This window comes from Escherichia sp. MOD1-EC7011 (assembly GCF_002965005.1).
GTDB classification, from domain to species: domain Bacteria; phylum Pseudomonadota; class Gammaproteobacteria; order Enterobacterales; family Enterobacteriaceae; genus Escherichia; species Escherichia ruysiae.
This window is the reverse complement of sequence record NZ_PTRD01000017.1, coordinates 96,971-119,022: the sequence shown is the minus strand read 5'-3', so window position 1 is coordinate 119,022 and position 22,052 is coordinate 96,971. Positions and strand designations below refer to the sequence as shown.

Here is a 22,052-nt window from a genome sequence, read left to right as displayed (position 1 = left end):
GTTGCTGTATGGATTAACAGGAGTGTAATCAAAATACGCCGATTTTGCACCTGTTCCGTGTTAGCGCGTCTTAATAACCAGACGATTACTCTGCTTGACTTCTTCCATAACAACGTATGTCCGTGTGTCATTGACGCCAGGCAGACGCAGCAGAGTTTCCCCCAGCAGCTTACGGTAAGCTGACATATCCGGCACGCGTGTTTTCAACAGGTAGTCGAAATCACCAGATACTAAATGACACTCCTGAATTTCTTCAAGTTTTTGTACAGCGGTATTGAATTGTTCAAACACATCCGGAGCACCACGATTCAGAGTAATCTCAACGAATACCAGAAGTGATGCATCCAGATAATGCGGGTTCAGCAGTGCCGTATAGCCCTGGATAAACCCTTGTCTTTCCAGCCGACGCACACGCTCAAGGCACGGCGTTGGGGAAAGTCCCACACGTTTAGAAAGCTCGACGTTAGAAATACGCCCATCCTTTTGCAACTCATTAAGAATGTTACGATCGATACGGTCGAGATCTTTGCCAGGGCGCTTCTTGCTATCTACCATTATTATTGTCTCTCTGTATTCCTTCCCTACTCCTGTCTGACCCTGAAAACATCACTGTTCAGAGTCGCTACCCGTCACGATAGACCGAAATCATTAAGATTCACGGCGCGCAATGCCTGGGTCTACGGTGAGAAGACCGTTGCCTGGAGGCTGCTATCGACATCACGAATGGCGTCTGTCCACGCCATGCGTAGATTTCACTAGCACGGTAAACATGGTATTTACATGCATGATTATGCGCATATAAGAATACTGTTTTTTTCTTCCTCGAATGTTTTCGCAAAACACCAGGTGATTGTCAAAGCAAAACATCGTTTTTTAGTACAACATGCCAGTTATTCATTAACAGTCGCGTTTAATCATCATTTAATCGGCTTATAAACCGGAAAAATTAAGTAGCAGGCGTGATAATGACAGAAGAATTTGACATGCTTATCGCTTCTGACGATTGCACAAATCGTTAACAAAATCGTCATACTCTTTTTTTACGTCTGTAAATTCCCTACAATCCTGCCCATTGTCTGCCAACAACTATGGGGATCTCATGGGCACGACCAAACACAGTAAACTGCTTATCCTGGGTTCAGGCCCGGCGGGCTATACCGCTGCTGTCTACGCGGCGCGCGCCAACCTGCAACCCGTGCTGATTACCGGCATGGAAAAAGGCGGCCAACTGACCACCACCACGGAAGTGGAAAACTGGCCAGGCGATCCAAACGATCTGACCGGTCCGTTATTAATGGAACGCATGCATGAACATGCCACCAAATTTGAAACTGAAATCATCTTTGATCACATCAACAAAGTGGATTTGCAGAATCGTCCGTTCCGTCTGTCTGGCGACAGCGGCGAGTACACCTGCGATGCGCTGATTATTGCTACCGGAGCTTCTGCTCGCTATCTCGGCCTGCCCTCTGAAGAAGCCTTTAAAGGACGTGGGGTTTCTGCCTGTGCGACCTGCGATGGATTCTTCTACCGTAATCAGAAGGTTGCGGTTATCGGCGGCGGTAATACCGCTGTTGAAGAGGCATTGTATCTCTCTAACATTGCTTCTGAAGTACACCTGATTCACCGCCGCGATACTTTCCGCGCAGAAAAAATTCTGATTAAGCGTCTGATGGATAAAGTGGAGAACGGCAACATCATTCTGCACACCAACCGTACGCTGGAAGAAGTGACCGGCGATCAGATGGGTGTCACTGGCGTTCGTCTTCGTGATACGCAAAACAGCGATAACATCGAGTCACTCGACGTTGCCGGTCTGTTTGTTGCCATTGGTCACAGCCCGAATACTGCCATTTTCGAAGGGCAACTGGAACTGGAAAACGGCTACATCAAAGTACAATCGGGTATTCATGGTAATGCCACCCAGACCAGCATTCCGGGCGTCTTTGCCGCAGGTGATGTGATGGATCATATTTATCGCCAGGCCATTACTTCCGCCGGTACAGGCTGCATGGCGGCACTGGATGCTGAACGCTACCTCGACGGTTTAGCTGACGCAAAATAATTTTACAAATCAGTAACAAAAGTAAAGAAGGCGACACCATGCGACTATGGGTCGCCTTTATTATTCCTCCGTTGTAACATTGCCCTGCAAAAAATTCTGATAACTCACCTGCTAAGCGTGCAATGAATAAATCCCGTCAAAAAGAGTTAACCCGCTGGTTAAAACAGCAAAGCGTCATCTCCCAACGGTGGCTGAATATTTCTCGTCTGTTGGGCTTTGTAAGTGGCATATTGATAATTGCCCAGGCCTGGTTCATGGCGCGTATTCTGCAGCACATGATTATGGAGAACATCCCCCGCGAAGCCCTGCTTCTGCCCTTTACTTTACTGGTGCTGACCTTTGTGTTGCGCGCATGGGTGGTCTGGTTGCGCGAACGGGTGGGTTATCACGCCGGGCAGCATATCCGTTTTGCCATCCGCCGCCAGGTTCTCGACCGTTTGCAGCAAGCAGGACCAGCGTGGATTCAGGGCAAACCAGCGGGGAGTTGGGCGACGCTGGTACTCGAGCAAATTGACGATATGCATGATTACTATGCTCGCTACCTGCCACAAATGGCGCTGGCAGTGTCGGTGCCGCTGCTGATTGTGGTAGCAATATTCCCTTCTAACTGGGCTGCGGCGCTTATTCTGCTGGGCACTGCGCCGTTAATCCCGTTGTTTATGGCGTTAGTTGGAATGGGCGCCGCCGATGCAAACCGACGTAACTTTCTCGCACTTGCTCGCTTAAGTGGGCATTTCCTCGATCGCCTGCGCGGCATGGAAACGCTGCGTATTTTTGGTCGTGGTGAAGCTGAAATTGAAAGCATTCGTTCTGCTTCGGAAGATTTCCGTCAACGGACAATGGAAGTGCTGCGGCTGGCATTTTTATCCTCTGGCATACTGGAGTTCTTTACCTCGCTGTCGATTGCCCTTGTGGCGGTGTACTTTGGTTTTTCCTATCTCGGCGAGCTGGATTTTGGTCACTATGATACTGGCGTGACGCTGGCTGCGGGTTTTCTGGCGCTGATACTTGCGCCGGAGTTTTTCCAGCCATTGCGCGATCTCGGTACGTTTTATCATGCTAAAGCCCAGGCTGTTGGCGCGGCGGACAGTCTGAAAACGTTTATGGAAACCCCGCTCGCCCATCCGCAGCGCGGTGAGACGGAATTAACATCGACAGATCCGGTGACCATTGAGGCCGAGGATCTGTTTATCACATCGCCGGAAGGTAAAATGCTGGCCGGACCGCTGAACTTTACTTTGCCAGCAGGTCAACGTGCGGTGTTGGTTGGTCGTAGCGGTTCAGGTAAAAGTTCACTGCTTAATGCGCTTTCCGGTTTTCTCTCATATCAGGGATCACTACGGGTCAACGGGATAGAATTACGTGATTTATCACCGGAATCGTGGCGTAAACATCTCTCCTGGGTTGGGCAAAATCCACAATTACCAGCAGCAACACTACGGGACAATGTGCTACTGGCGCGACCTGATGCCAGCGAACAAGAGTTACAAACAGCACTGGATAACGCCTGGGTCAGTGAGTTTCTACCGCTCCTGCCACAAGGAGTTGATACGCCTGTTGGCGACCAGGCTGCCCGCCTTTCCGTGGGGCAGGCGCAACGCGTGGCGGTGGCTCGCGCATTACTGCATCCCTGTTCGCTATTACTGTTGGATGAACCCGCTGCCAGCCTGGATGCACACAGTGAACAGCGAGTGATGGAGGCGCTGAATGCCGCCTCTTTGCGCCAGACTACGTTAATGGTCACCCACCAGTTAGAAGATCTTGCTGACTGGGACGCCATATGGGTGATGCAGGATGGTCAGATTATTGAGCAAGGGCGTTACGCGGAATTAAGCGTGGCTAACGGTCCTTTCGCTACATTGCTGGCTCATCGTCAGGAGGAGATTTAAATGCGCGCTTTGCTACCCTATCTGGCTCTGTATAAACGTCATAAATGGATGTTAAGCCTTGGTATTGTGTTGGCGATTATTACTCTGCTCGCCAGTATCGGTCTGTTGACGCTTTCCGGCTGGTTCCTCTCCGCCTCAGCGGTTGCGGGCGTTGCAGGACTGTACAGCTTCAACTATATGCTCCCCGCCGCAGGGGTGCGTGGCGCGGCAATCACCCGTACCGCAGGGCGTTATTTTGAACGTCTGGTGAGTCATGACGCGACTTTCCGCGTATTGCAGCATCTGCGCATTTACACCTTCAGTAAACTTTTGCCGCTCTCCCCTGCCGGGCTGGCGCGCTATCGTCAGGGCGAATTGCTCAACCGCGTCGTGGCGGATGTTGATACGCTCGATCATCTTTATTTGCGCGTTATCTCACCGCTGGTGGGCGCTTTTGTGGTGATTATGGTGGTGACAATTGGGTTAAGCTTCCTCGATTTCACCCTCGCCTTCACGCTGGGCAGCATTATGTTGCTGACGTTGTTCCTGATGCCTCCGCTATTTTATCGTGCTGGTAAAAGCACAGGGCATAATCTGACTCATCTTCGCGGGCAGTATCGCCAGCAACTGACAGCCTGGCTGCAAGGGCAAGCTGAACTGACCATTTTTGGTGCCAGCGATCGTTATCGTACGCAGTTAGAGAATACTGAAATTCAGTGGCTGGAAGCGCAACGCCGTCAATCTGAACTAACCGCTTTATCGCAAGCGATAATGCTGCTCATTGGCGCGTTAGCGGTGATCCTGATGCTGTGGATGGCGTCTGGCGGCGTTGGTGGCAATCCTCAACCCGGCGCGTTAATTGCCCTGTTTGTCTTCTGTGCGTTAGCTGCGTTTGAGGCTCTGGCGCCGGTGACAGGTGCATTTCAGCATCTGGGGCAAGTCATTGCCTCTGCAGTACGGATCACTGACTTAACGGATCAAAAACCGGAAGTCACCTTCCCTGATACCCAAACCCATGTTGCCGATCAGGTTTCCGTGACGTTACGTGATGTTCAGTTCACTTATCCTGAGCAATCACAGCAAGCTCTTAAAGGGATTTCCCTTCAGGCAAACGCCGGAGAACATATTGCGATTCTCGGTCGAACGGGATGCGGTAAATCAACACTGTTACAACTGCTGACTCGCGCATGGGACCCACAACAGGGCGAGATTTTGCTTAACGGTAGCTCTATAGCCAGCCTGAATGAAGCGACTCTGCGCCAGACCATCAGCGTTGTGCCACAGCGTGTACATCTGTTTAGCGCAACGCTGCGAGATAATCTGTTACTTGCAGCACCAGGCAGCAGTGATGAGGCTCTGGCGGAGATCTTGCGCCGCGTCGGTCTGGAGAAGCTGCTTGAAGACGCAGGACTCAACAGTTGGCTGGGTGAAGGTGGACGCCAACTCTCCGGTGGCGAACTGCGCCGTCTGGCTATCGCCCGTGCGCTATTACACGATGCTCCACTGGTATTGCTGGACGAACCAACCGAAGGCTTAGATGCCACAACTGAAAGCCAGATCCTTGAATTACTTGCAGAAATGATGCGTGAGAAAACGGTGTTAATGGTCACCCATCGACTTCGCGGTCTCTCTCGTTTCCAGCAAATAATTGTGATGGACAACGGACAAATTATTGAGCAAGGTACTCACGCAGAACTGCTTGCCAGACAGGGGCGTTATTACCAGTTTAAGCAGGGTTTGTGAGCTATTATTGAACGATCCGACTTGCGTAGTGGAGTTTTGCGGTCATGCGCCTGGTTCAGCTTTCTCGCCATTCAATAGCCTTCCCTTCCCCGGAAGGCGCATTACGTGAGCCTAACGGCTTGCTGGCGCTGGGGGGCGATCTAAGCCCTGCGCGTCTGTTAATGGCTTATCAACGCGGTATTTTTCCGTGGTTTTCTCCTGGCGACCCTATTCTGTGGTGGTCGCCCGACCCTCGCGCGGTATTATGGCCAGAATCACTGCATATTAGTCGCAGTATGAAACGCTTTCATAAACGCTCGCCCTATCGTGTCACAATGAATTACGCCTTTGGTCAGGTTATTGAAGGTTGTGCCAGCGATCGCGAAGAAGGAACCTGGATCACGCGCGACGTGGTTGAAGCCTACTACCGCCTGCACGAGTTGGGTCATGCCCACTCGATTGAAGTCTGGCGTGAAGACGAGCTTGTCGGCGGCATATATGGCGTGGCGCAGGGAACGTTATTTTGTGGTGAGTCGATGTTCAGCCGCATGGAAAATGCGTCCAAAACGGCGCTCCTGGTATTCTGCGAAGAATTTATCCATCACGGTGGCAAATTAATCGACTGTCAGGTGCTTAATGATCACACAGCTTCGCTTGGCGCCTGCGAAATTCCCCGCAGGGATTACCTCAATTATCTTAATCAAATGCGCCCGGAACGATTGCCGAATAACTTCTGGGTGCCACGGCAATTGTTTTCGCCTCAGAAATGAATGTTTTCGGCACATTTCTCTCCAGAGTGTTATAATTGCGGTCGCAGAGTTGGTTACGCTCATTACTCCGCTGCCGATAAGGAATTTTTCGCGTCAGGTAACGCCCACCGTTTATCTCACCGCTCCCTTATACGTTGCGCTTTTGGTGCGGCTTAGCCGTGTGTTTTCGGAGTTATGTGCCAAACCTGTTTGTTGCGATTTAGCGCGCAAATCTTTACTTATTTACAGAACTTCGGCATTATCTTGCCGGTTCAAATTACGGTAGTGATACCCCAGAGGATTAGATGGCCAAAGAAGACAATATTGAAATGCAAGGCACCGTTCTTGAAACGTTGCCTAACACCATGTTCCGCGTAGAGTTAGAAAACGGTCACGTGGTTACTGCACACATCTCCGGTAAAATGCGCAAAAACTACATCCGCATCCTGACGGGCGACAAAGTGACTGTTGAACTGACCCCGTACGACCTGAGCAAAGGCCGCATTGTCTTCCGTAGTCGCTGATTGTTTTGCCGCCTGATGGGCGAAGAGAAAGAACGAATAAAAGGTCGGTTTAACCGGCCTTTTTATTTTGTGATATGTATGAAGTACTTTGGAAGTATAAGTCCATAACTTGTCTCGATGTAGATATACTGCACAAGTTGTTTACAGTATGAGCAAACAATAATTATCATTAAAATTCTTCTTGACCGTTTTACTCCAACTCCCTATAGTAGCGCCCCGTTGCCACCCATGAGATTTGGCAGCAAAACAATTTGGTGAGGTGTCCGAGTGGCTGAAGGAGCACGCCTGGAAAGTGTGTATACGGCAACGTATCGGGGGTTCGAATCCCCCCCTCACCGCCATATTTAAAGAAGAGCTCGTACGAAAGTGCGAGCTTTTTTTCGCATTTTATCTGCCTGTACGGCAGTGAACATGGTGGGCGGGTGGAGTATGTTACCTGTGAATTTCTAAGCTGCCTGTACGGCAGTGAACCGAATGGCTTTTGATTCCTCGCTAAAGCGCACTTTCTAAGCTGCCTGTACAGCAGTGAACTCAAATACTACACGTTTAGCCCGTTGTTAATAAAGCAAAACCATCTCATTTTCCTGCTACCACCCTTTTTTATCCTTACCTTCCCGCAGGACTAATTATCAACAACTTACCATCATCATTAAAAAAAGGGTCTGAACCTCCTCCACCCCATAAACAAAAAGTCCGTAACCTCTTTCGAGATTACGGACTTCACCAACCTACCTAACAATCAGATTAATGCGCTGCTTCCGCCTTGTGCTTTTGCGCACTCTGGAATCCGTAGGTCAGCTCATTTTTCTCTTTATCCAGTGCAACGGTGACCTGGCCGCCGTCCACCAGCGAGCCAAACAGCAGTTCGTTAGCGAGCGGTTTTTTCAGGTTGTCCTGAATGACGCGAGCCATCGGACGTGCACCCATTGCCCGGTCGTAACCTTTCTCGGCCAGCCAGTTACGTGCTTCCTGACTCACTTCCAGAGAAACACCTTTTTGATCCAGCTGAACCTGCAACTCGACGATGAATTTATCCACCACCTGATGGATTACGTCGGTTGACAGATGATCGAACCAGATAATGTTGTCGAGACGGTTACGGAACTCTGGCGTAAAGATCTTCTTGATCTCTTCCATCGCATCGGTGCTGTTATCCTGGTGGATAAGGCCAATAGATTTGCGCTCGGTTTCACGTACCCCGGCGTTGGTGGTCATCACCAGCACCACGTTACGGAAATCTGCCTTGCGTCCGTTGTTATCGGTCAGCGTGCCGTTGTCCATCACCTGCAACAGAATGTTGAATACGTCCGGATGCGCTTTCTCGATTTCGTCCAGCAGCAGCACCGCGTGCGGATGTTTGATCACCGCATCGGTCAGCAGACCACCCTGATCAAAACCAACGTATCCCGGAGGTGCACCAATCAGGCGGCTGACGGTATGACGCTCCATATACTCGGACATATCAAAGCGTAAAAGCTCAATGCCCAGGGCTTTGGAAAGCTGTACCGTCACCTCGGTTTTCCCGACCCCAGTTGGACCAGCAAACAGGAACGAACCGACCGGTTTATGTTCGTGGCCTAAACCCGCACGCGCCATCTTGATAGCCTCAGTCAGCGCCTCAATGGCTTTATCCTGACCGAAGACCAGCATTTTCAGGCGATCACCGAGGTTTCTCAGCGTATCGCGGTCACTCTGAGAAACGCTCTTCTCTGGAATACGTGCAATACGAGCTACCACGGACTCAATATCCGCCACATTGACCGTTTTCTTGCGCTTGCTTACCGGCATCAGGCGTGCGCGAGCGCCCGCTTCGTCGATAACGTCAATCGCTTTATCCGGCAGATGACGATCGTTTATGTATTTCACCGCCAGCTCTACCGCCGCACGCACCGCTTTCGCGGTATAACGCACGTCGTGGTGCGCTTCGTACTTCGGTTTCAGGCCGTTGATGATTTGAACAGTTTCTTCGATCGACGGTTCAGTAATATCAATTTTCTGGAAGCGACGCGCCAAAGCACGGTCTTTCTCGAAAATGTTGCTGAACTCCTGATAGGTTGTCGAACCAATTACGCGAATTTTACCGCTGGAGAGCAACGGTTTGATCAGGTTAGCTGCATCCACCTGACCGCCAGAGGCTGCACCTGCGCCGATGATGGTGTGGATCTCATCAATAAACAGGATGCTGTTTGTATCCTGCTCAAGTTGTTTAAGCAATGCTTTGAAACGTTTTTCAAAGTCGCCGCGATATTTGGTGCCCGCTAACAGAGAACCGATATCGAGGGAGTAAATCGTACAGTCAGCCATCACTTCCGGTACATCGCCCTGAACAATACGCCAGGCAAGACCTTCCGCAATGGCGGTTTTACCGACGCCAGACTCCCCGACCAGCAGCGGGTTGTTTTTACGGCGGCGACAGAGAACCTGAATGGCGCGCTCCAGTTCCTTCTCACGACCAATCAGCGGGTCGATTCCTCCCACGCGTGCAAGCTGGTTCAGGTTAGTCGTGAAATTCTCCATACGGTCCTCCCCACCAGCTTGTTCTTCACTGCTCGGCTGGTTTCCTGGTTCAGAAGACTGAGATGGCTCGTCTTTACGCGTGCCATGAGAAATAAAGTTCACCACATCGAGACGGCTGACTTCATGTTTGCGCAACAGATACGCCGCCTGTGACTCCTGTTCGCTAAAGATAGCAACCAGAACATTCGCACCGGTAACCTCACTGCGACCGGAGGACTGTACATGGAAGACCGCACGTTGCAGTACACGCTGAAAACTCAGCGTCGGCTGTGTGTCGCGCTCCTCTTCACTGGCAGGCAGAACGGGTGTGGTTTGTTCAATAAAGGCTTCCAGTTCCTGACGGAGCGCCACCAGATCCACGGAACATGCTTCCAGCGCCTCCCGAGCAGACGGATTACTGAGCAATGCCAGTAACAAGTGCTCGACGGTCATAAACTCATGACGGTGCTCGCGCGCTCTGGCGAAAGCCATGTTTAAACTGAGTTCCAGTTCTTGATTGAGCATAGGCACCTCCCCCAATTTTTATGCCTGCATTCAGGCTTTTTCCAGCGTACACAGCAATGGATGCTCGTTCTCCCTCGCGTACTTGTTCACCATCGCCACTTTGGTTTCTGCAACCTCGGCGGTAAAGACTCCGCAAATGGCCTTCCCCTGGTAGTGAACAGCGAGCATCAATTGCGTTGCACGTTCTACATCATAAGAAAAGAATTTTTGTAACACGTCAATAACAAACTCCATCGGAGTGTAATCATCATTGACTAATATCACTTTATACATAGATGGCGGTTTTAGCGCGTCACGCACTTTTTCTTCCGCCAGTTGATCAAAGTCCAGCCAGTCGTTCGTTTTACCCATTGTCAGTTATCATCTTCGGTTACGGTTATCGGCAGAACGCTCTGCCGCTGACAAGAGCTTATTTGCCTGACCAATCTACTCCACATAATAGATAAGTATCATCTATCGTTGGCATCAGCGACATCAGTCACATTACTGTCAATAGCGTTAACTGCTTCAAATTTTTGATGCATACCTACCCCCTGCCCCCTGTCAAACGCTTGACGACTCGCCCTATTTCTCTAAATTGTATTTCTAGAGTTGGCGAGGTTTTGAACTGCCCCCTCTCTGACCCCGGTTTATTCCATCTTACTTGTATAAGATTTGCGAAGGATGTCGAAGCATGGAAAAGGGTACTGTTAAGTGGTTCAACAATGCCAAAGGGTTTGGTTTCATCTGCCCTGAAGGCGGCGGCGAAGATATTTTCGCTCATTATTCCACCATCCAGATGGATGGTTACAGAACGCTAAAAGCTGGGCAATCCGTTCAGTTTGATGTCCACCAGGGGCCAAAAGGCAATCATGCCAGTGTTATTGTGCCCGTCGAAGTAGAAGCGGCAGTCGCATAGCTCTTCTGTCTCATTGTGTACATCCTACAGGCAAAATGCCAGCCCGATCGGCTGGCATTTTTATCTCAAATACTACTCTCGCGCCAGAGCATCCACTGGATCCAGCCGTGCCGCATTTCTCGCAGGCAGCCAGCCGAATAAAATCCCGGTTATGGTCGAGCAAAGAAACGCCAGCAGCAGCGCCAACGGAGAAAAGCCAATTTCCCAGCCGGGTAAAAAAAGCTGCAAGGTGAAAGCGATTAACAGCGAAAGAGAGATCCCTAACGCGCCACCCACCAGACAAACCAGCACGGCTTCGATCAGAAACTGTTGCAGTACATCGCTGGCTCGCGCCCCCACAGCCATGCGAATGCCAATTTCCCGCGTTCGCTCGGTCACTGACACCAGCATAATGTTCATTACACCAATGCCTCCGACCACCAGCGAAATCACCGCCACCAGCGTCAGAAACAGTTGTAAAGTACGTGTGGTCTTTTCGACGGTTTTCAAGACGCCGTCCATGTTCCAGGTGAAGAAATCCTTTTTGCCGTGACGCAGCGACAACAAACGCGTCAGTTGCTGTTCCGCCTCGGCGCTGTCAAAGCCTTCTTTCACTCTTACGGTAATTGAGTTAAGCCACGACTGTCCCATAACTCGCCCGGACATCGTGCTGTAAGGCAACCACACGCGCAGCACTTTACTGCTACCAAACATCGACTGTTTTTCTTCCGCTACGCCGATGACCCTCGCTGGCATATTACCAACCAGAATCACCTCGCCAACCACATCCGCTTTATGCGGGAAAAGCTGACGGCGGGTATTACTGTCGAGAACGACGACCTGCGCGCGACCGTTGAGTTGCTCCTGATTAAAGGTGTTGCCTTCGCTGAAGGTCATGCCATAGACATTGAAATAATCGCCGCTCACGCCATTGGCACTGGCAGCTACATCAACATTGTTATAACGCAGGCGCAGGTTTTGCGAGACAGCGGGGTGGCAGAGGCGACCCACGGTTGTTTTTGAATAGCGATTAAGTCGTCGTATTTCAGCGCCTGTTGATATTGCGGATCGTCATCGCCAAAATCTTTCCCGGGATAGACATCAATAGTATTCGTACCAATAGAACGAATATCCGCCAGCACCATTTGTTTGGCGGCGTCGCCCACCACGACAATAGAAACCACCGACGCAATACCGATAATAATCCCCAGCATGGTCAGTAAAGTACGCATTTTATTCGCTGCCAGCGCCCGCCACGCCATCGTCAGCGCCTCGTTAAAACCGCTGACAAACTGCCGCCAGCCAGACGCCGTTTTGACTACAGGCTCCGTCCCGCCAGCAACATTCTCCTTTTCAATAGCGGGCGGATTGCGCACGATTTCGCCGTCGCGAATTTCGATCACCCGCTCGGCCTGAGCAGCGACCTGCGGATCGTGGGTGACAATAATCACCGTGTGCCCGCGATCGCGTAACTGATGCAGGATCGCCATGACCTCTTCGCCAGAATGGCTGTCCAGTGCGCCGGTCGGTTCATCGGCAAGGATCACCTGCCCGCCGTTCATCAATGCCCGCGCGATACTGACGCGCTGTTGCTGACCGCCGGAAAGCTGCGCAGGGTAATATTCTGTGCGGTCTTCCAGCCCCAGTCGTTGCAGTAACTCCTGGGCGCGCAGCAGTCGCTGTTTCCTCTCAAGACCGGCATAGACGGCGGGTACTTCAACGTTCTGCTCGGCGGTTAAATGCGAAAGCAAATGGTAACGCTGGAAAATAAAGCCAAAATGCTCGCGGCGCAGTTGCGCCAGCGCATCGGCGTCCAGTGTGGCAACATCCTGACCGGCAACGCGATAGGTGCCGCTGGTGGCTTTATCCAGGCAGCCGAGAATATTCATCAGGGTCGATTTACCAGACCCCGAAGCGCCGACAATCGCCACCATCTCACCGGCATAAATATCAAGGCTGATGCCCTTCAGCACCTCGACCTGCTCATCCCCAGCGGGATAGCTGCGGCGAATATCCTTCAATTCGAGCAAAGGCGTCATTGCGCAGCTCCTGGCTTGGCCTCACCAATCACCACTTCATCGCCCGCTTCCAGCCCTTTGACAATCTCAACATCGGTATCGTTACGTGCGCCAATCGTCACTTCACGCTCGCGTGTTTCACCATTACGCAACAATTTAACCTTATAACGATTATCACCAACCGGATCGCCTAACGCTGACAGAGGGATCGTCAGCACGTTTTTCACATCGGTGAGCTGAATATGAACCTGTGCGGTCATATCCAGTCGCAGCAAACCATTGGGGTTTGGGACTTCAAAACGGGCATAGTAGAAAATGGCGTCGTTAACCTTTTCCGGCGTCGGTAGCACGTCTTTAATCTGCCCTTCGTAGCGCGTCAGCGGATCGCCAAGCACCGTAAACCAGGCTTTTTGCCCCGGCTTCAGGTGGATGACGTCCGCTTCAGAAACCTGCGCTTTTACCAGCATGGTGCTCATATCCGCCAGCGTCAGAATGTTCGGTGCTTGTTGTGCGGCAATCACCGTCTGACCTTGCAGAGTGGTGATTTGCGTGACTTCCCCAGCCATCGGGGCAACGATGCGGGTGTAATCAAGATTGGTTTTAGCGGTGTCGAGAGAGGCCTGATTGCGCTTGATTTGCGCGTCAATAGTGCCGATTTGCGCCTGTTTCACAGCCATCTCCGTCGCGGCGGTGTCGAGATCCTGTTGTGAAACCGCCTGCGTTTGCGCCAGACGTTGTTGACGTGAATACGTCACCCGCGCCAGTTTCAACTCCGCTTCCGCCTGTTGCCGCTGCGCGCGCAGCTCCATCAGTGTTGCTTCCACTTCCTTGATCTGGTTTTCAGCCTGCTCAGGATCAATAACCCCTAAAAGCTGATCTTTTTTAACTTTATCGCCAATCGCCACCGACAGCGTTTTCAACTGACCGCTAACCTGCGCGCCCACGTCAACCTTACGCAGCGCGTCCAGCTTTCCGGTCGCCAGTACGCTTTGCTGCAAATCACCGGGGCGAACAATCAGTGTCTGATAAGTCGGCACGGGCGCGTTGAGAATTCTCCATAACGCAATCAGCCCGGCGATGACTATCACCAGCGCAATAACGTAACGTTTCTTCACGGTTCTCCGATTTTTCATAAATATTCTGAATACTCCATATGCCAATCCGGGTCATCAACTTCAACGAAATATCAACAAAACCCTAAAATTTACGTTAGTAATCACACTATTGATGTTTGGTTAAGATACGCAATGGTGAAATCGGCGTCATGTACAACCATTGATTTCATGAATATGTCGCAGCTAACTGAACGGTCCTTTACGCCATCTGAATCTCTCAGCAGCCTGTCTCTTTTTCTTAGTCTGGCACGTGGACAGTGTCGACCAGGTAAATTCTGGCACCGACGTAGCTTTCGTCAGAAATTTTTGCTGCGCTCGTTGATTATGCCGCGCTTAAGCGTTGAATGGATGAACGAACTATCCCACTGGCCTAATCTCAATACGCTGTTAACACGCCAGCCGCGACTGCCTGTTCGTCTGCATCGCCCTTACCTTGCCGCCAATCTTAGCCGTAAGCAATTACTCGAGGCGCTACGTTACCATTATGCATTGCTGCGTGCGTGTATGTCGGCAGAAGAATTCAGCTTATATTTGAATACCCCCGGCCTGCAACTGGCGAAGCTGGAAGGTAAAAATGGTGAGCCGTTCACGCTTGAGCTGACCATGATGATCTCAATGGATAAAGAAGGTGACAGCACAATCCTGTTCCGCAACAGTGAAGGTATTCCTCTGGCAGAGATCACTTTTACCCTGTGTGAATATCAGGGGAAAAGAACGATGTTTATTGGTGGACTGCAAGGTGCGAAATGGGAAATTCCGCATCAGGAAATTCAGAATGCGACGAAAGCCTGCCACGGGCTATTTCCAAAACGCCTCGTGATGGAAGCGGCCTGCCTGTTTGCCCAACGTTTACAGGTAGAGCAAATCATTGCCGTCAGTAATGAAACGCATATTTACCGCAGCCTGCGTTATCGCGATAAAGAAGGCAAGATCCATGCAGATTACAACGCTTTCTGGGAATCGGTTGGCGGCGTATGTGATGCTGAACGCCATTACCGCCTTCCGGCACTGATAGCACGAAAAGAAGTTGCCGAAATCGCCAGTAAAAAACGAGCTGAATACCGTCGGCGCTATGAGATGCTCGACGCCATTCAGCCACAGATGGCAACGATGTTTCGCGGTTAATCTGCCCGACCGCGCGCCAGCCACAGCACGCGTGAGAACATTTTTTTCAGCAGCGTCGGTACGGATTCCACACCACGACGGCCGGCCTCCATTGCCACTTCAATGGCAAGATCGGGTTTGGAAGAGCGATGGATCGCCTTCGAGATAATTTTGCGCAGATTCATCGGCACATTTTCCGGGATCTGCGCCACGCGGTGGAACACATCGGAAAATCCCTGGCGATACATAAAATGTTCCATATCCAGCGCCGGTAACGCCGTTAAATGTTCTCGTTCAGCTTCCCGATCGTTATTCAACAGGCTGCGTACCGTAGCGGCATATTTCTTCCCTGCTTCATCGCCATCGACCAGTACATGCCATTCAATCCCCATTCGCCGGGCAAATTTAACCAGTGGCTTTAGCCCGGACTGGGCAAATTCAATGACCTTGATCCCTTCGGCATCGAAATGGTGTCCACACTGGCGCGCCAGTTCATTGATAACCCAGGTTTCTGTTTCCCCTTCCACCAGCAACCAGCAGCGAGCAAACAGCGATGACGGACGATTAAAACGAATATGAAAGGATATGCGTCGGCTATCTTCAGTACTCAAGCCACTCGGCCCCAGACGCCAGGCGGCAACGCGAGAAGATTCACGCACCAGACGGCAAACATGCTCTACCGGTGTTAACGAAAGCAGCTCGCCAGAGTTGGTTGTAGCAATACGTTGCAATGGCAGAAGATTCAGCAGATGCCAGGCAACGGAAAGCATAATGGGGTGTAAACGGGTTTCTGGATCTTCTATCAGCAATAATGGACGGGCGTCTTTATCCAGCCGTAATGTCCCTTTTGCCTGCAATAAAGTGGCAAACAGGCCGAGCAAAATAACCCTATACGAGCGACCTCCAGGCCGGTCAATCATCCGGTTGATGATATCCAGATATCGCCAGCTTCGTTGCTCATTGCTGGCTCGCCGCCGCATTAAACGATATCTCGCCTGTCCGGCGCCCTGCTCAGAGAAATAATGCTCAAGCAGTTGCACCATTGCCGAAAGTCCCTGACGAATCTGCCCATCAGAGAGATTTTGTGGATGCGAGGATAACTCACGGGCGAGGAAATCGAGCTGGCGTGCGGTGACTTCCACATTGGGGACATTTGGCACCGTGCCACTACGAATACGGCGCATAAAACGGGCATCACGCAAGCGCAGCACCGGCATTAAACGCACCAGATGGCGTGCCTGATCGTTAATATCCTCGACATCAATCGGATGTCCGTCTTTATCGAGAAAACTGCGGAGTGTCATCACACTGCCGTCTTCCGCACTCTCCCCTTCTAGGCGATAAAAAATACGGTGATAGCCATCGGCGCACGGCGTCCAGCACGCTTCCAGCGGACGATAGCGGCGCACCCGATGCCGGCCTGGCAGCGATTCGCGGAAGGTCAAAATGATATGCAGATGATGTTCCCGCCCATTGATATCTCCCGTCGGAAACCAGAAATCGTCGCGCTCAAAATGGTAGAGATCTGACTCTGGCGATAACAGCAGGGTTAAAGCGTCCAGCAAGCTGGATTTACCCCACGCGTTCTCCCCAATCAGGACATTGTTTTGTTCCAGCATCAACGATAAACGGTTGATACCGCGAAAACCCACAATTTCAACGCGCTCAAGAATCATATCCCCTCCAGAAATATGTTATTTATCTTCTACTCCGGCAGTATAACGAGAAAGACGGTGACAATACGTGATGACAGCACAATTAAGCATGGCAAATGACTGAAAAATGAGCGAATAATTGTGTTATATACCCTCTTAACGATCCCCCTGAAAAAACAACAAAATCAAATAATTAGCTTATGAATTATTTTTGTTACCACCAAAGGCTTAATTCAGTTGTTTGCACTACAATGTCAATCAGGCAAATGACTATATGAGGGAACTGACTATTGCCCTAAATCAAAATTACTGGATTTATTTATCTGGCGAATGACTCGCCTTCGTTTTTAAAATACCCACGCATTATTTCTGTCGTCACTTTTTTACGACGACCCTATAAAACGACCATATTTTTCACAGGGTCAATTTTTAATTGAGGTGGATATGTTCAGAAAATTAGCAGCTGAATGTTTTGGTACTTTCTGGCTTGTATTTGGTGGCTGCGGTAGCGCAGTGCTGGCAGCAGCGTTCCCGGAATTAGGCATTGGTTTTGCTGGTGTCGCGCTGGCTTTTGGTCTGACCGTACTGACCATGGCCTTCGCTGTCGGTCATATTTCTGGTGGTCATTTTAACCCGGCGGTCACTATTGGTTTATGGGCAGGCGGTCGTTTCCCGGCAAAAGAAGTCGTTGGCTATGTGATTGCCCAGGTTGTCGGCGGTATTGTGGCGGCGGCATTGCTGTATTTAATTGCCAGCGGCAAAGCTGGATTTGACGCGGCAGCCAGCGGTTTTGCTTCTAACGGTTATGGCGAGCATTCACCGGGCGGTTATTCCATGCTTTCTGCACTGGTGGTTGAACTGGTACTGAGTGCGGGTTTCCTGCTGGTGATCCACGGCGCAACCGACAAATACGCTCCGGCGGGTTTTGCACCCATTGCCATTGGTCTGGCATTAACACTGATTCACTTAATCAGTATTCCGGTGACTAACACTTCCGTTAACCCGGCGCGCAGTACTGCGGTTGCTATCTTCCAGGGCGGTTGGGCATTAGAACAACTGTGGTTCTTCTGGGTGGTGCCAATTGTCGGCGGTATTATCGGTGGTCTGATTTACCGTACTCTGCTGGAAAAACGTGATTAATTAGCATTGGCATTTTATCTGCCCTGATTGTTTTATCTTCGACGTTACAAACCGCACGGGTGTTGGTGGCGTCAAAATCGCTGAAGCGTTCCCCGAAGGCCGGGGCAGCCCACATGGATGTGGGCTGAGGGCGCGTCTTACAGGGACGTTACCTCGCGCCCGACCCGGTAGCCGAAGGGGATAAGCTGAAGGCACCGCGCAGCGGCGATTTTGTTCGCCAGAGCCCGGGGGTGCAGGGGGCGGCGGCGACTGGCCGCCCCCTGCGCGCTCCTTGCACCAGTGGCTTTATATGGCATTGCACATGAAAGGAGTGCAACAATGTTAAGCTCTCAAATAGAATGACGAGATCTTTAAGCTCAACGCAGTCCCCTTCTTGTGCATAACATTTCCTTTTAATTGCAACTTTACTCATCCTTCTGCTTTCAGTAGTGTGTCATCGCGCATTTCGACTTCTTCTTTGCAAGGACTGAGTTTTCATGTTTTCTGGGCTGTTAATCATTCTGGTTCCCCTGATTGTGGGTTACCTCATTCCACTTCGCCAAAAAGCTGCGTTAAAACGCATTAATCAGCTATTAAGCTGGATGGTCTATCTCATTCTCTTTTTTATGGGTATCAGTCTGGCGTTTCTCGATAACCTCGCCAGTAACCTGTTGGCGATTCTGCATTATTCTGCCGTCAGTATTACCGTTATTTTACTGTGTAATATTGCCGCCCTTATGTGGCTGGAGCGCGGTCTGCCGTGGCGCAACCACCATCAGCAAGAAAAACTTCCGTCACGTATTGCGATGGCGCTGGAGTCGCTAAAACTGTGCGGCGTAGTCGTAATTGGTTTTGCCATTGGCCTTAGCGGATTAGGTTTCTTACAACACGCCACTGAAGCCAGCGAATACACCTTAATTCTGTTACTTTTTCTCGTCGGTATTCAGCTACGCAATAATGGCATGACCTTAAAGCAGATTGTCCTTAATCGCCGGGGAATGATTGTCGCTGTAGTGGTGGTTGCCAGTTCTTTAATTGGTGGCTTAATTAACGCCTTTATTCTTGATCTCCCCATCAATACCGCGCTGGCAATGGCCTCCGGTTTCGGCTGGTATTCTCTTTCCGGTATTTTGTTGACCGAATCTTTTGGGCCGGTAATCGGAAGCGCGGCGTTTTTTAATGATCTGGCTCGTGAGCTAATCGCCATTATGCTCATCCCCGGTCTTATCCGTCGCAGTCGCTCAACAGCATTGGGTTTGTGCGGTGCCACATCAATGGATTTCACCCTGCCCGTGCTTCAGCGGACAGGCGGGCTGGAGATGGTTCCAGCGGCGATTGTTCACGGTTTTATTCTTAGTCTGTTAGTGCCAATTCTGATCGCCCTTTTCTCTGCGTAATACCTCTCTGGCGGTAGATCCCTGCCGCCAAAATTGCGCTAAATCAATCTCCCTTAAAGTTGCATGAAAAACCCCTTTTATCCCGTCTTGAAGAGTCTTAACCTTAAACATGTATATTAAATATAACTTTAAAAGGTGTGATCATGTTTTGTGTGCAATGTGAACAAACTATCCGTACTCCGGCAGGAAACGGCTGCTCATACGCGCAGGGGATGTGTGGTAAAACGGCGGAAACCTCTGACCTTCAGGATTTACTCATCGCGGCGCTGCAAGGGCTTTCGGCTTGGGCGGTAAAAGCGCGTGAATACGGCATCATCAACCACGATGTAGACAGCTTTGCGCCACGCGCATTTTTCTCAACCCTGACCAACGTTAACTTCGATTCTCCGCGTATTGTCGGCTACGCTCGTGAAGCGATTGCCCTGCGCGAGGCGCTGAAAGCGCAATGCCTGGCTGTAGATGCCAACGCCCACGTCGATAACCCGATGGCGGACTTACAACTGGCGAGCGACGATCTCGGCGAACTGCAACGTCAGGCAGCAGAATTTACTCCGAACAAAGATAAAGCGGCGATTGGCGAAAACATTCTCGGCCTGCGTCTGCTCTGCCTGTATGGCCTGAAAGGTGCGGCGGCCTATATGGAACACGCACACGTTCTCGGTCAATACGACAACGATATTTACGCCCAGTACCATAAAATCATGGCATGGCTGGGAACCTGGCCTTCCGATATGAACGCACTTCTCGAATGTTCAATGGAAATCGGTCAGATGAACTTCAAAGTGATGAGCATTCTGGATGCAGGCGAAACCGGTAAATATGGTCACCCGACGCCAACTCAGGTCAACGTGAAAGCGACGGCGGGTAAATGCATCCTGATTTCCGGTCACGATCTCAAAGATCTCTACAACCTGCTGGAACAGACCGAAGGCACGGGCGTTAACGTCTACACCCACGGCGAAATGCTGCCAGCGCATGGCTATCCGGAACTGCGTAAATTCAAACATCTGGTCGGTAACTACGGCAGCGGCTGGCAGAATCAACAAGTTGAGTTCGCTCGCTTCCCTGGTCCCATCGTGATGACCTCTAACTGCATCATCGACCCAACCGTGGGTGCTTATGACGATCGTATCTGGACCCGCAGTATTGTTGGCTGGCCGGGCGTGCGTCATCTGGATGGCGAAGATTTCTCTGCGGTTATCGCCCAGGCGCAACAAATGGCGGGCTTCCCGTACAGCGAAATTCCGCACCTGATCACTGTGGGCTTTGGTCGTCAGACGCTGCTTGGCGCGGCGGATACGCTGATTGATCTGGTCAGCCGCGAAAAACTGCGTCATATCTTCCTGCTTGGCGGCTGTGACGGCGCGCGCGGCGAACGTCACTACTTCACCGATTTCGCCACCAGCGTGCCGGATGACTGCCTGATCCTGACCCTCGCCTGTGGTAAATATCGCTTTAACAAACTTGAGTTTGGCGATATCGAAGGTCTGCCGCGTCTGGTGGATGCCGGTCAGTGTAACGATGCATACTCAGCGATTATTCTGGCGGTAACGCTGGCAGAAAAACTGGGCTGCGGTGTCAACGATCTGCCGTTGTCGCTGGTGCTCTCCTGGTTTGAACAGAAAGCGATTGTCATTCTGCTGACGCTGCTTTCTCTGGGCGTGAAAAATATCGTCACCGGCCCGACTGCACCTGGCTTCCTGACCCCAGACCTGCTGGCGGTGCTGAATGAGAAATTCGGCCTGCGTTCTATCACCACTGTTGAAGAAGACATGAAGCAACTGTTGAGCGCGTAAGGAGTTTGTCGATGACGATGCCAACGAATCAATGCCCGTGGCGGATGCAGGTTCATCACATTAAGCAAGAAACGCCGGATGTGTGGACGATTTCCCTGATTTGCCACGATTACTATCCGTATCGCGCCGGGCAATATGCGCTGGTCAGCGTGCGAAACTCAGCCGAAACGCTGCGTGCTTATACCATCTCCTCCACACCTGGTGTGAGTGAATACATCACCCTGACCGTGCGGCGGATTGATGACGGTGTCGGTTCCCAGTGGCTGACCCGCGAAGTGAAACGCGGTGACTATCTCTGGCTTTCGGACGCGATGGGGGAATTTACCTGCGACGATAAATCTGAAGATAAATTCCTGTTACTGGCGGCCGGCTGCGGCGTCACGCCGATTATGTCGATGCGTCGCTGGCTGGCGAAAAATCGTCCGCAGGCAGATGTACAGATGATCTACAACGTGCGTACGCCGCAGGACGTCATTTTCGCCGATGAGTGGCGTAATTATCCGGTGACGCTGGTGGCAGAAAATAACGTCAGTGAGGGCTTTATCGCTGGGCGTCTCACTCGCGAACTGTTGGCAAGCGTTCCTGACCTGGCTTCGCGTACTGTGATGACCTGTGGCCCGGCGCCGTATATGGATTGGGTGGAACAGGAAGTGAAGACGCTTGGCGTGACACGTTTCTTTAAAGAGAAATTCTTTACGCCAGTGGCGGAAGCGGCGACCAGCGGTCTGAAATTCACCAAACTGCAACCGGCGCAAGAATTTTACGCACCGGTTGGCACCACGCTGCTGGAGGCGCTGGAAAGCAACAAAGTTCCGGTTGTCGCCGCCTGCCGTGCGGGTGTTTGCGGCTGCTGTAAGACAAAAGTGGTATCCGGTGAATATACGGTGAGCAGCACCATGACGCTGACCGACGCCGAAATCGCTGAAGGTTACGTACTGGCGTGTTCATGTCATCCGCAGGGGGATATGGTGCTCGCCTAAAGTTTAATGCCCGGCAAACTTAGCCGGGCATTTTTTAAGGAA

At 51.2% G+C, this 22,052-nt stretch carries 17 protein-coding genes, 1 tRNA gene and 1 pseudogene; 12 read left to right on the top strand and 7 right to left on the bottom strand.

What is annotated here, in order from left to right:
• Nucleotides 1–60: 60 nt before the first annotated feature.
• Nucleotides 61–555: a leucine-responsive transcriptional regulator Lrp gene (lrp, locus tag A7098_RS08390; RefSeq protein ID WP_000228473.1), complete on the bottom strand. Its 495-nt coding sequence runs from the start codon at nucleotides 553–555 to the stop codon at nucleotides 61–63.
• Nucleotides 556–1,099: 544 nt separating this feature from the next.
• Between lrp and trxB the strand changes: the two genes are divergently transcribed.
• From trxB to A7098_RS08355, 6 genes are all read left to right on the top strand, one after another.
• Complete coding sequence (trxB, locus tag A7098_RS08380) at nucleotides 1,100–2,065, top strand: thioredoxin-disulfide reductase (RefSeq protein ID WP_000537426.1); 966 nt, start codon at nucleotides 1,100–1,102, stop codon at nucleotides 2,063–2,065.
• A 122-nt stretch (nucleotides 2,066–2,187) separates the two neighbouring features.
• Nucleotides 2,188–3,954: a cysteine/glutathione ABC transporter permease/ATP-binding protein CydD gene (gene cydD, locus A7098_RS08375; protein WP_105280637.1), complete on the top strand. Its 1,767-nt coding sequence runs from the start codon at nucleotides 2,188–2,190 to the stop codon at nucleotides 3,952–3,954.
• Entirely contained in the window at nucleotides 3,955–5,676 is a 1,722-nt protein-coding gene (cydC, locus tag A7098_RS08370) for a cysteine/glutathione ABC transporter ATP-binding protein/permease CydC (RefSeq protein ID WP_105280636.1), read from the top strand.
• Between the two features lie 44 nt (nucleotides 5,677–5,720).
• Nucleotides 5,721–6,425, top strand: coding sequence for a leucyl/phenylalanyl-tRNA--protein transferase (aat, locus tag A7098_RS08365; RefSeq protein WP_001241665.1), 705 nt, complete (start codon nucleotides 5,721–5,723; stop codon nucleotides 6,423–6,425).
• Nucleotides 6,426–6,709: 284 nt separating this feature from the next.
• Nucleotides 6,710–6,928, top strand: coding sequence for a translation initiation factor IF-1 (infA, locus tag A7098_RS08360; RefSeq protein ID WP_001040187.1), 219 nt, complete (start codon nucleotides 6,710–6,712; stop codon nucleotides 6,926–6,928).
• Between the two features lie 253 nt (nucleotides 6,929–7,181).
• Nucleotides 7,182–7,269, top strand: a tRNA-Ser gene (locus A7098_RS08355).
• A 403-nt stretch (nucleotides 7,270–7,672) separates the two neighbouring features.
• On the opposite strand, the gene clpA is transcribed toward A7098_RS08355, so the two are convergent.
• The 3 genes from clpA to A7098_RS24200 form a co-directional block, all read right to left on the bottom strand.
• Nucleotides 7,673–9,949, bottom strand: a complete 2,277-nt coding sequence (gene clpA / locus A7098_RS08345; protein WP_000934072.1) for an ATP-dependent Clp protease ATP-binding subunit ClpA — start codon at nucleotides 9,947–9,949, stop codon at nucleotides 7,673–7,675.
• A 30-nt stretch (nucleotides 9,950–9,979) separates the two neighbouring features.
• Nucleotides 9,980–10,300, bottom strand: coding sequence for an ATP-dependent Clp protease adapter ClpS (gene clpS / locus A7098_RS08340; RefSeq protein ID WP_000520781.1), 321 nt, complete (start codon nucleotides 10,298–10,300; stop codon nucleotides 9,980–9,982).
• Nucleotides 10,301–10,398: 98 nt separating this feature from the next.
• Nucleotides 10,399–10,473 carry a hypothetical protein gene (locus A7098_RS24200; RefSeq protein ID WP_212741843.1) on the bottom strand — a complete coding sequence of 25 codons (75 nt, stop codon included), beginning with the start codon at nucleotides 10,471–10,473 and terminating at the stop codon, nucleotides 10,399–10,401.
• A 149-nt stretch (nucleotides 10,474–10,622) separates the two neighbouring features.
• Here A7098_RS24200 and cspD point away from each other — a divergent pair, with 149 nt between their 5' ends.
• Entirely contained in the window at nucleotides 10,623–10,847 is a 225-nt protein-coding gene (gene cspD / locus A7098_RS08335) for a cold shock-like protein CspD (protein WP_000410785.1), read from the top strand.
• Between the two features lie 72 nt (nucleotides 10,848–10,919).
• Here the strand turns inward: cspD and macB are convergent.
• A pseudogene (gene macB, locus A7098_RS08330) lies at nucleotides 10,920–12,865 on the bottom strand (macrolide ABC transporter ATP-binding protein/permease MacB).
• Entirely contained in the window at nucleotides 12,862–13,977 is a 1,116-nt protein-coding gene (gene macA / locus A7098_RS08325; protein ID WP_000797455.1) for a macrolide transporter subunit MacA, read from the bottom strand. Before macA ends, macB begins: the two are co-directional and overlap by 4 nt.
• 150 nt (nucleotides 13,978–14,127) lie before the next feature.
• Here macA and A7098_RS08320 point away from each other — a divergent pair, with 150 nt between their 5' ends.
• The gene (locus A7098_RS08320; protein ID WP_137598424.1) at nucleotides 14,128–15,084 is read left to right on the top strand and encodes a VirK/YbjX family protein; all 957 of its coding nucleotides are present in this window, start codon (nucleotides 14,128–14,130) and stop codon (nucleotides 15,082–15,084) included.
• Here the strand turns inward: A7098_RS08320 and A7098_RS08315 are convergent.
• Nucleotides 15,081–16,739, bottom strand: coding sequence for an ATP-dependent endonuclease (locus A7098_RS08315; RefSeq protein ID WP_000599824.1), 1,659 nt, complete (start codon nucleotides 16,737–16,739; stop codon nucleotides 15,081–15,083). The two genes, A7098_RS08320 and A7098_RS08315, sit on opposite strands and share 4 nt — an antisense overlap.
• A 423-nt stretch (nucleotides 16,740–17,162) precedes the next feature.
• Here A7098_RS08315 and aqpZ point away from each other — a divergent pair, with 423 nt between their 5' ends.
• From aqpZ to hcr, 4 genes are all read left to right on the top strand, one after another.
• Nucleotides 17,163–17,858 carry an aquaporin Z gene (gene aqpZ / locus A7098_RS08310; RefSeq protein WP_010347562.1) on the top strand — a complete coding sequence of 232 codons (696 nt, stop codon included), beginning with the start codon at nucleotides 17,163–17,165 and terminating at the stop codon, nucleotides 17,856–17,858.
• A gap of 476 nt (nucleotides 17,859–18,334) precedes the next feature.
• Entirely contained in the window at nucleotides 18,335–19,234 is a 900-nt protein-coding gene (lysO, locus tag A7098_RS08300) for an L-lysine exporter LysO (protein ID WP_105280635.1), read from the top strand.
• Between the two features lie 143 nt (nucleotides 19,235–19,377).
• Nucleotides 19,378–21,030, top strand: a complete 1,653-nt coding sequence (gene hcp / locus A7098_RS08295) for a hydroxylamine reductase (RefSeq protein WP_000458798.1) — start codon at nucleotides 19,378–19,380, stop codon at nucleotides 21,028–21,030.
• An 11-nt stretch (nucleotides 21,031–21,041) separates the two neighbouring features.
• Entirely contained in the window at nucleotides 21,042–22,010 is a 969-nt protein-coding gene (hcr, locus tag A7098_RS08290) for an NADH oxidoreductase (protein ID WP_105280634.1), read from the top strand.
• The last annotated feature ends 42 nt before the right edge of the window (nucleotides 22,011–22,052 follow it).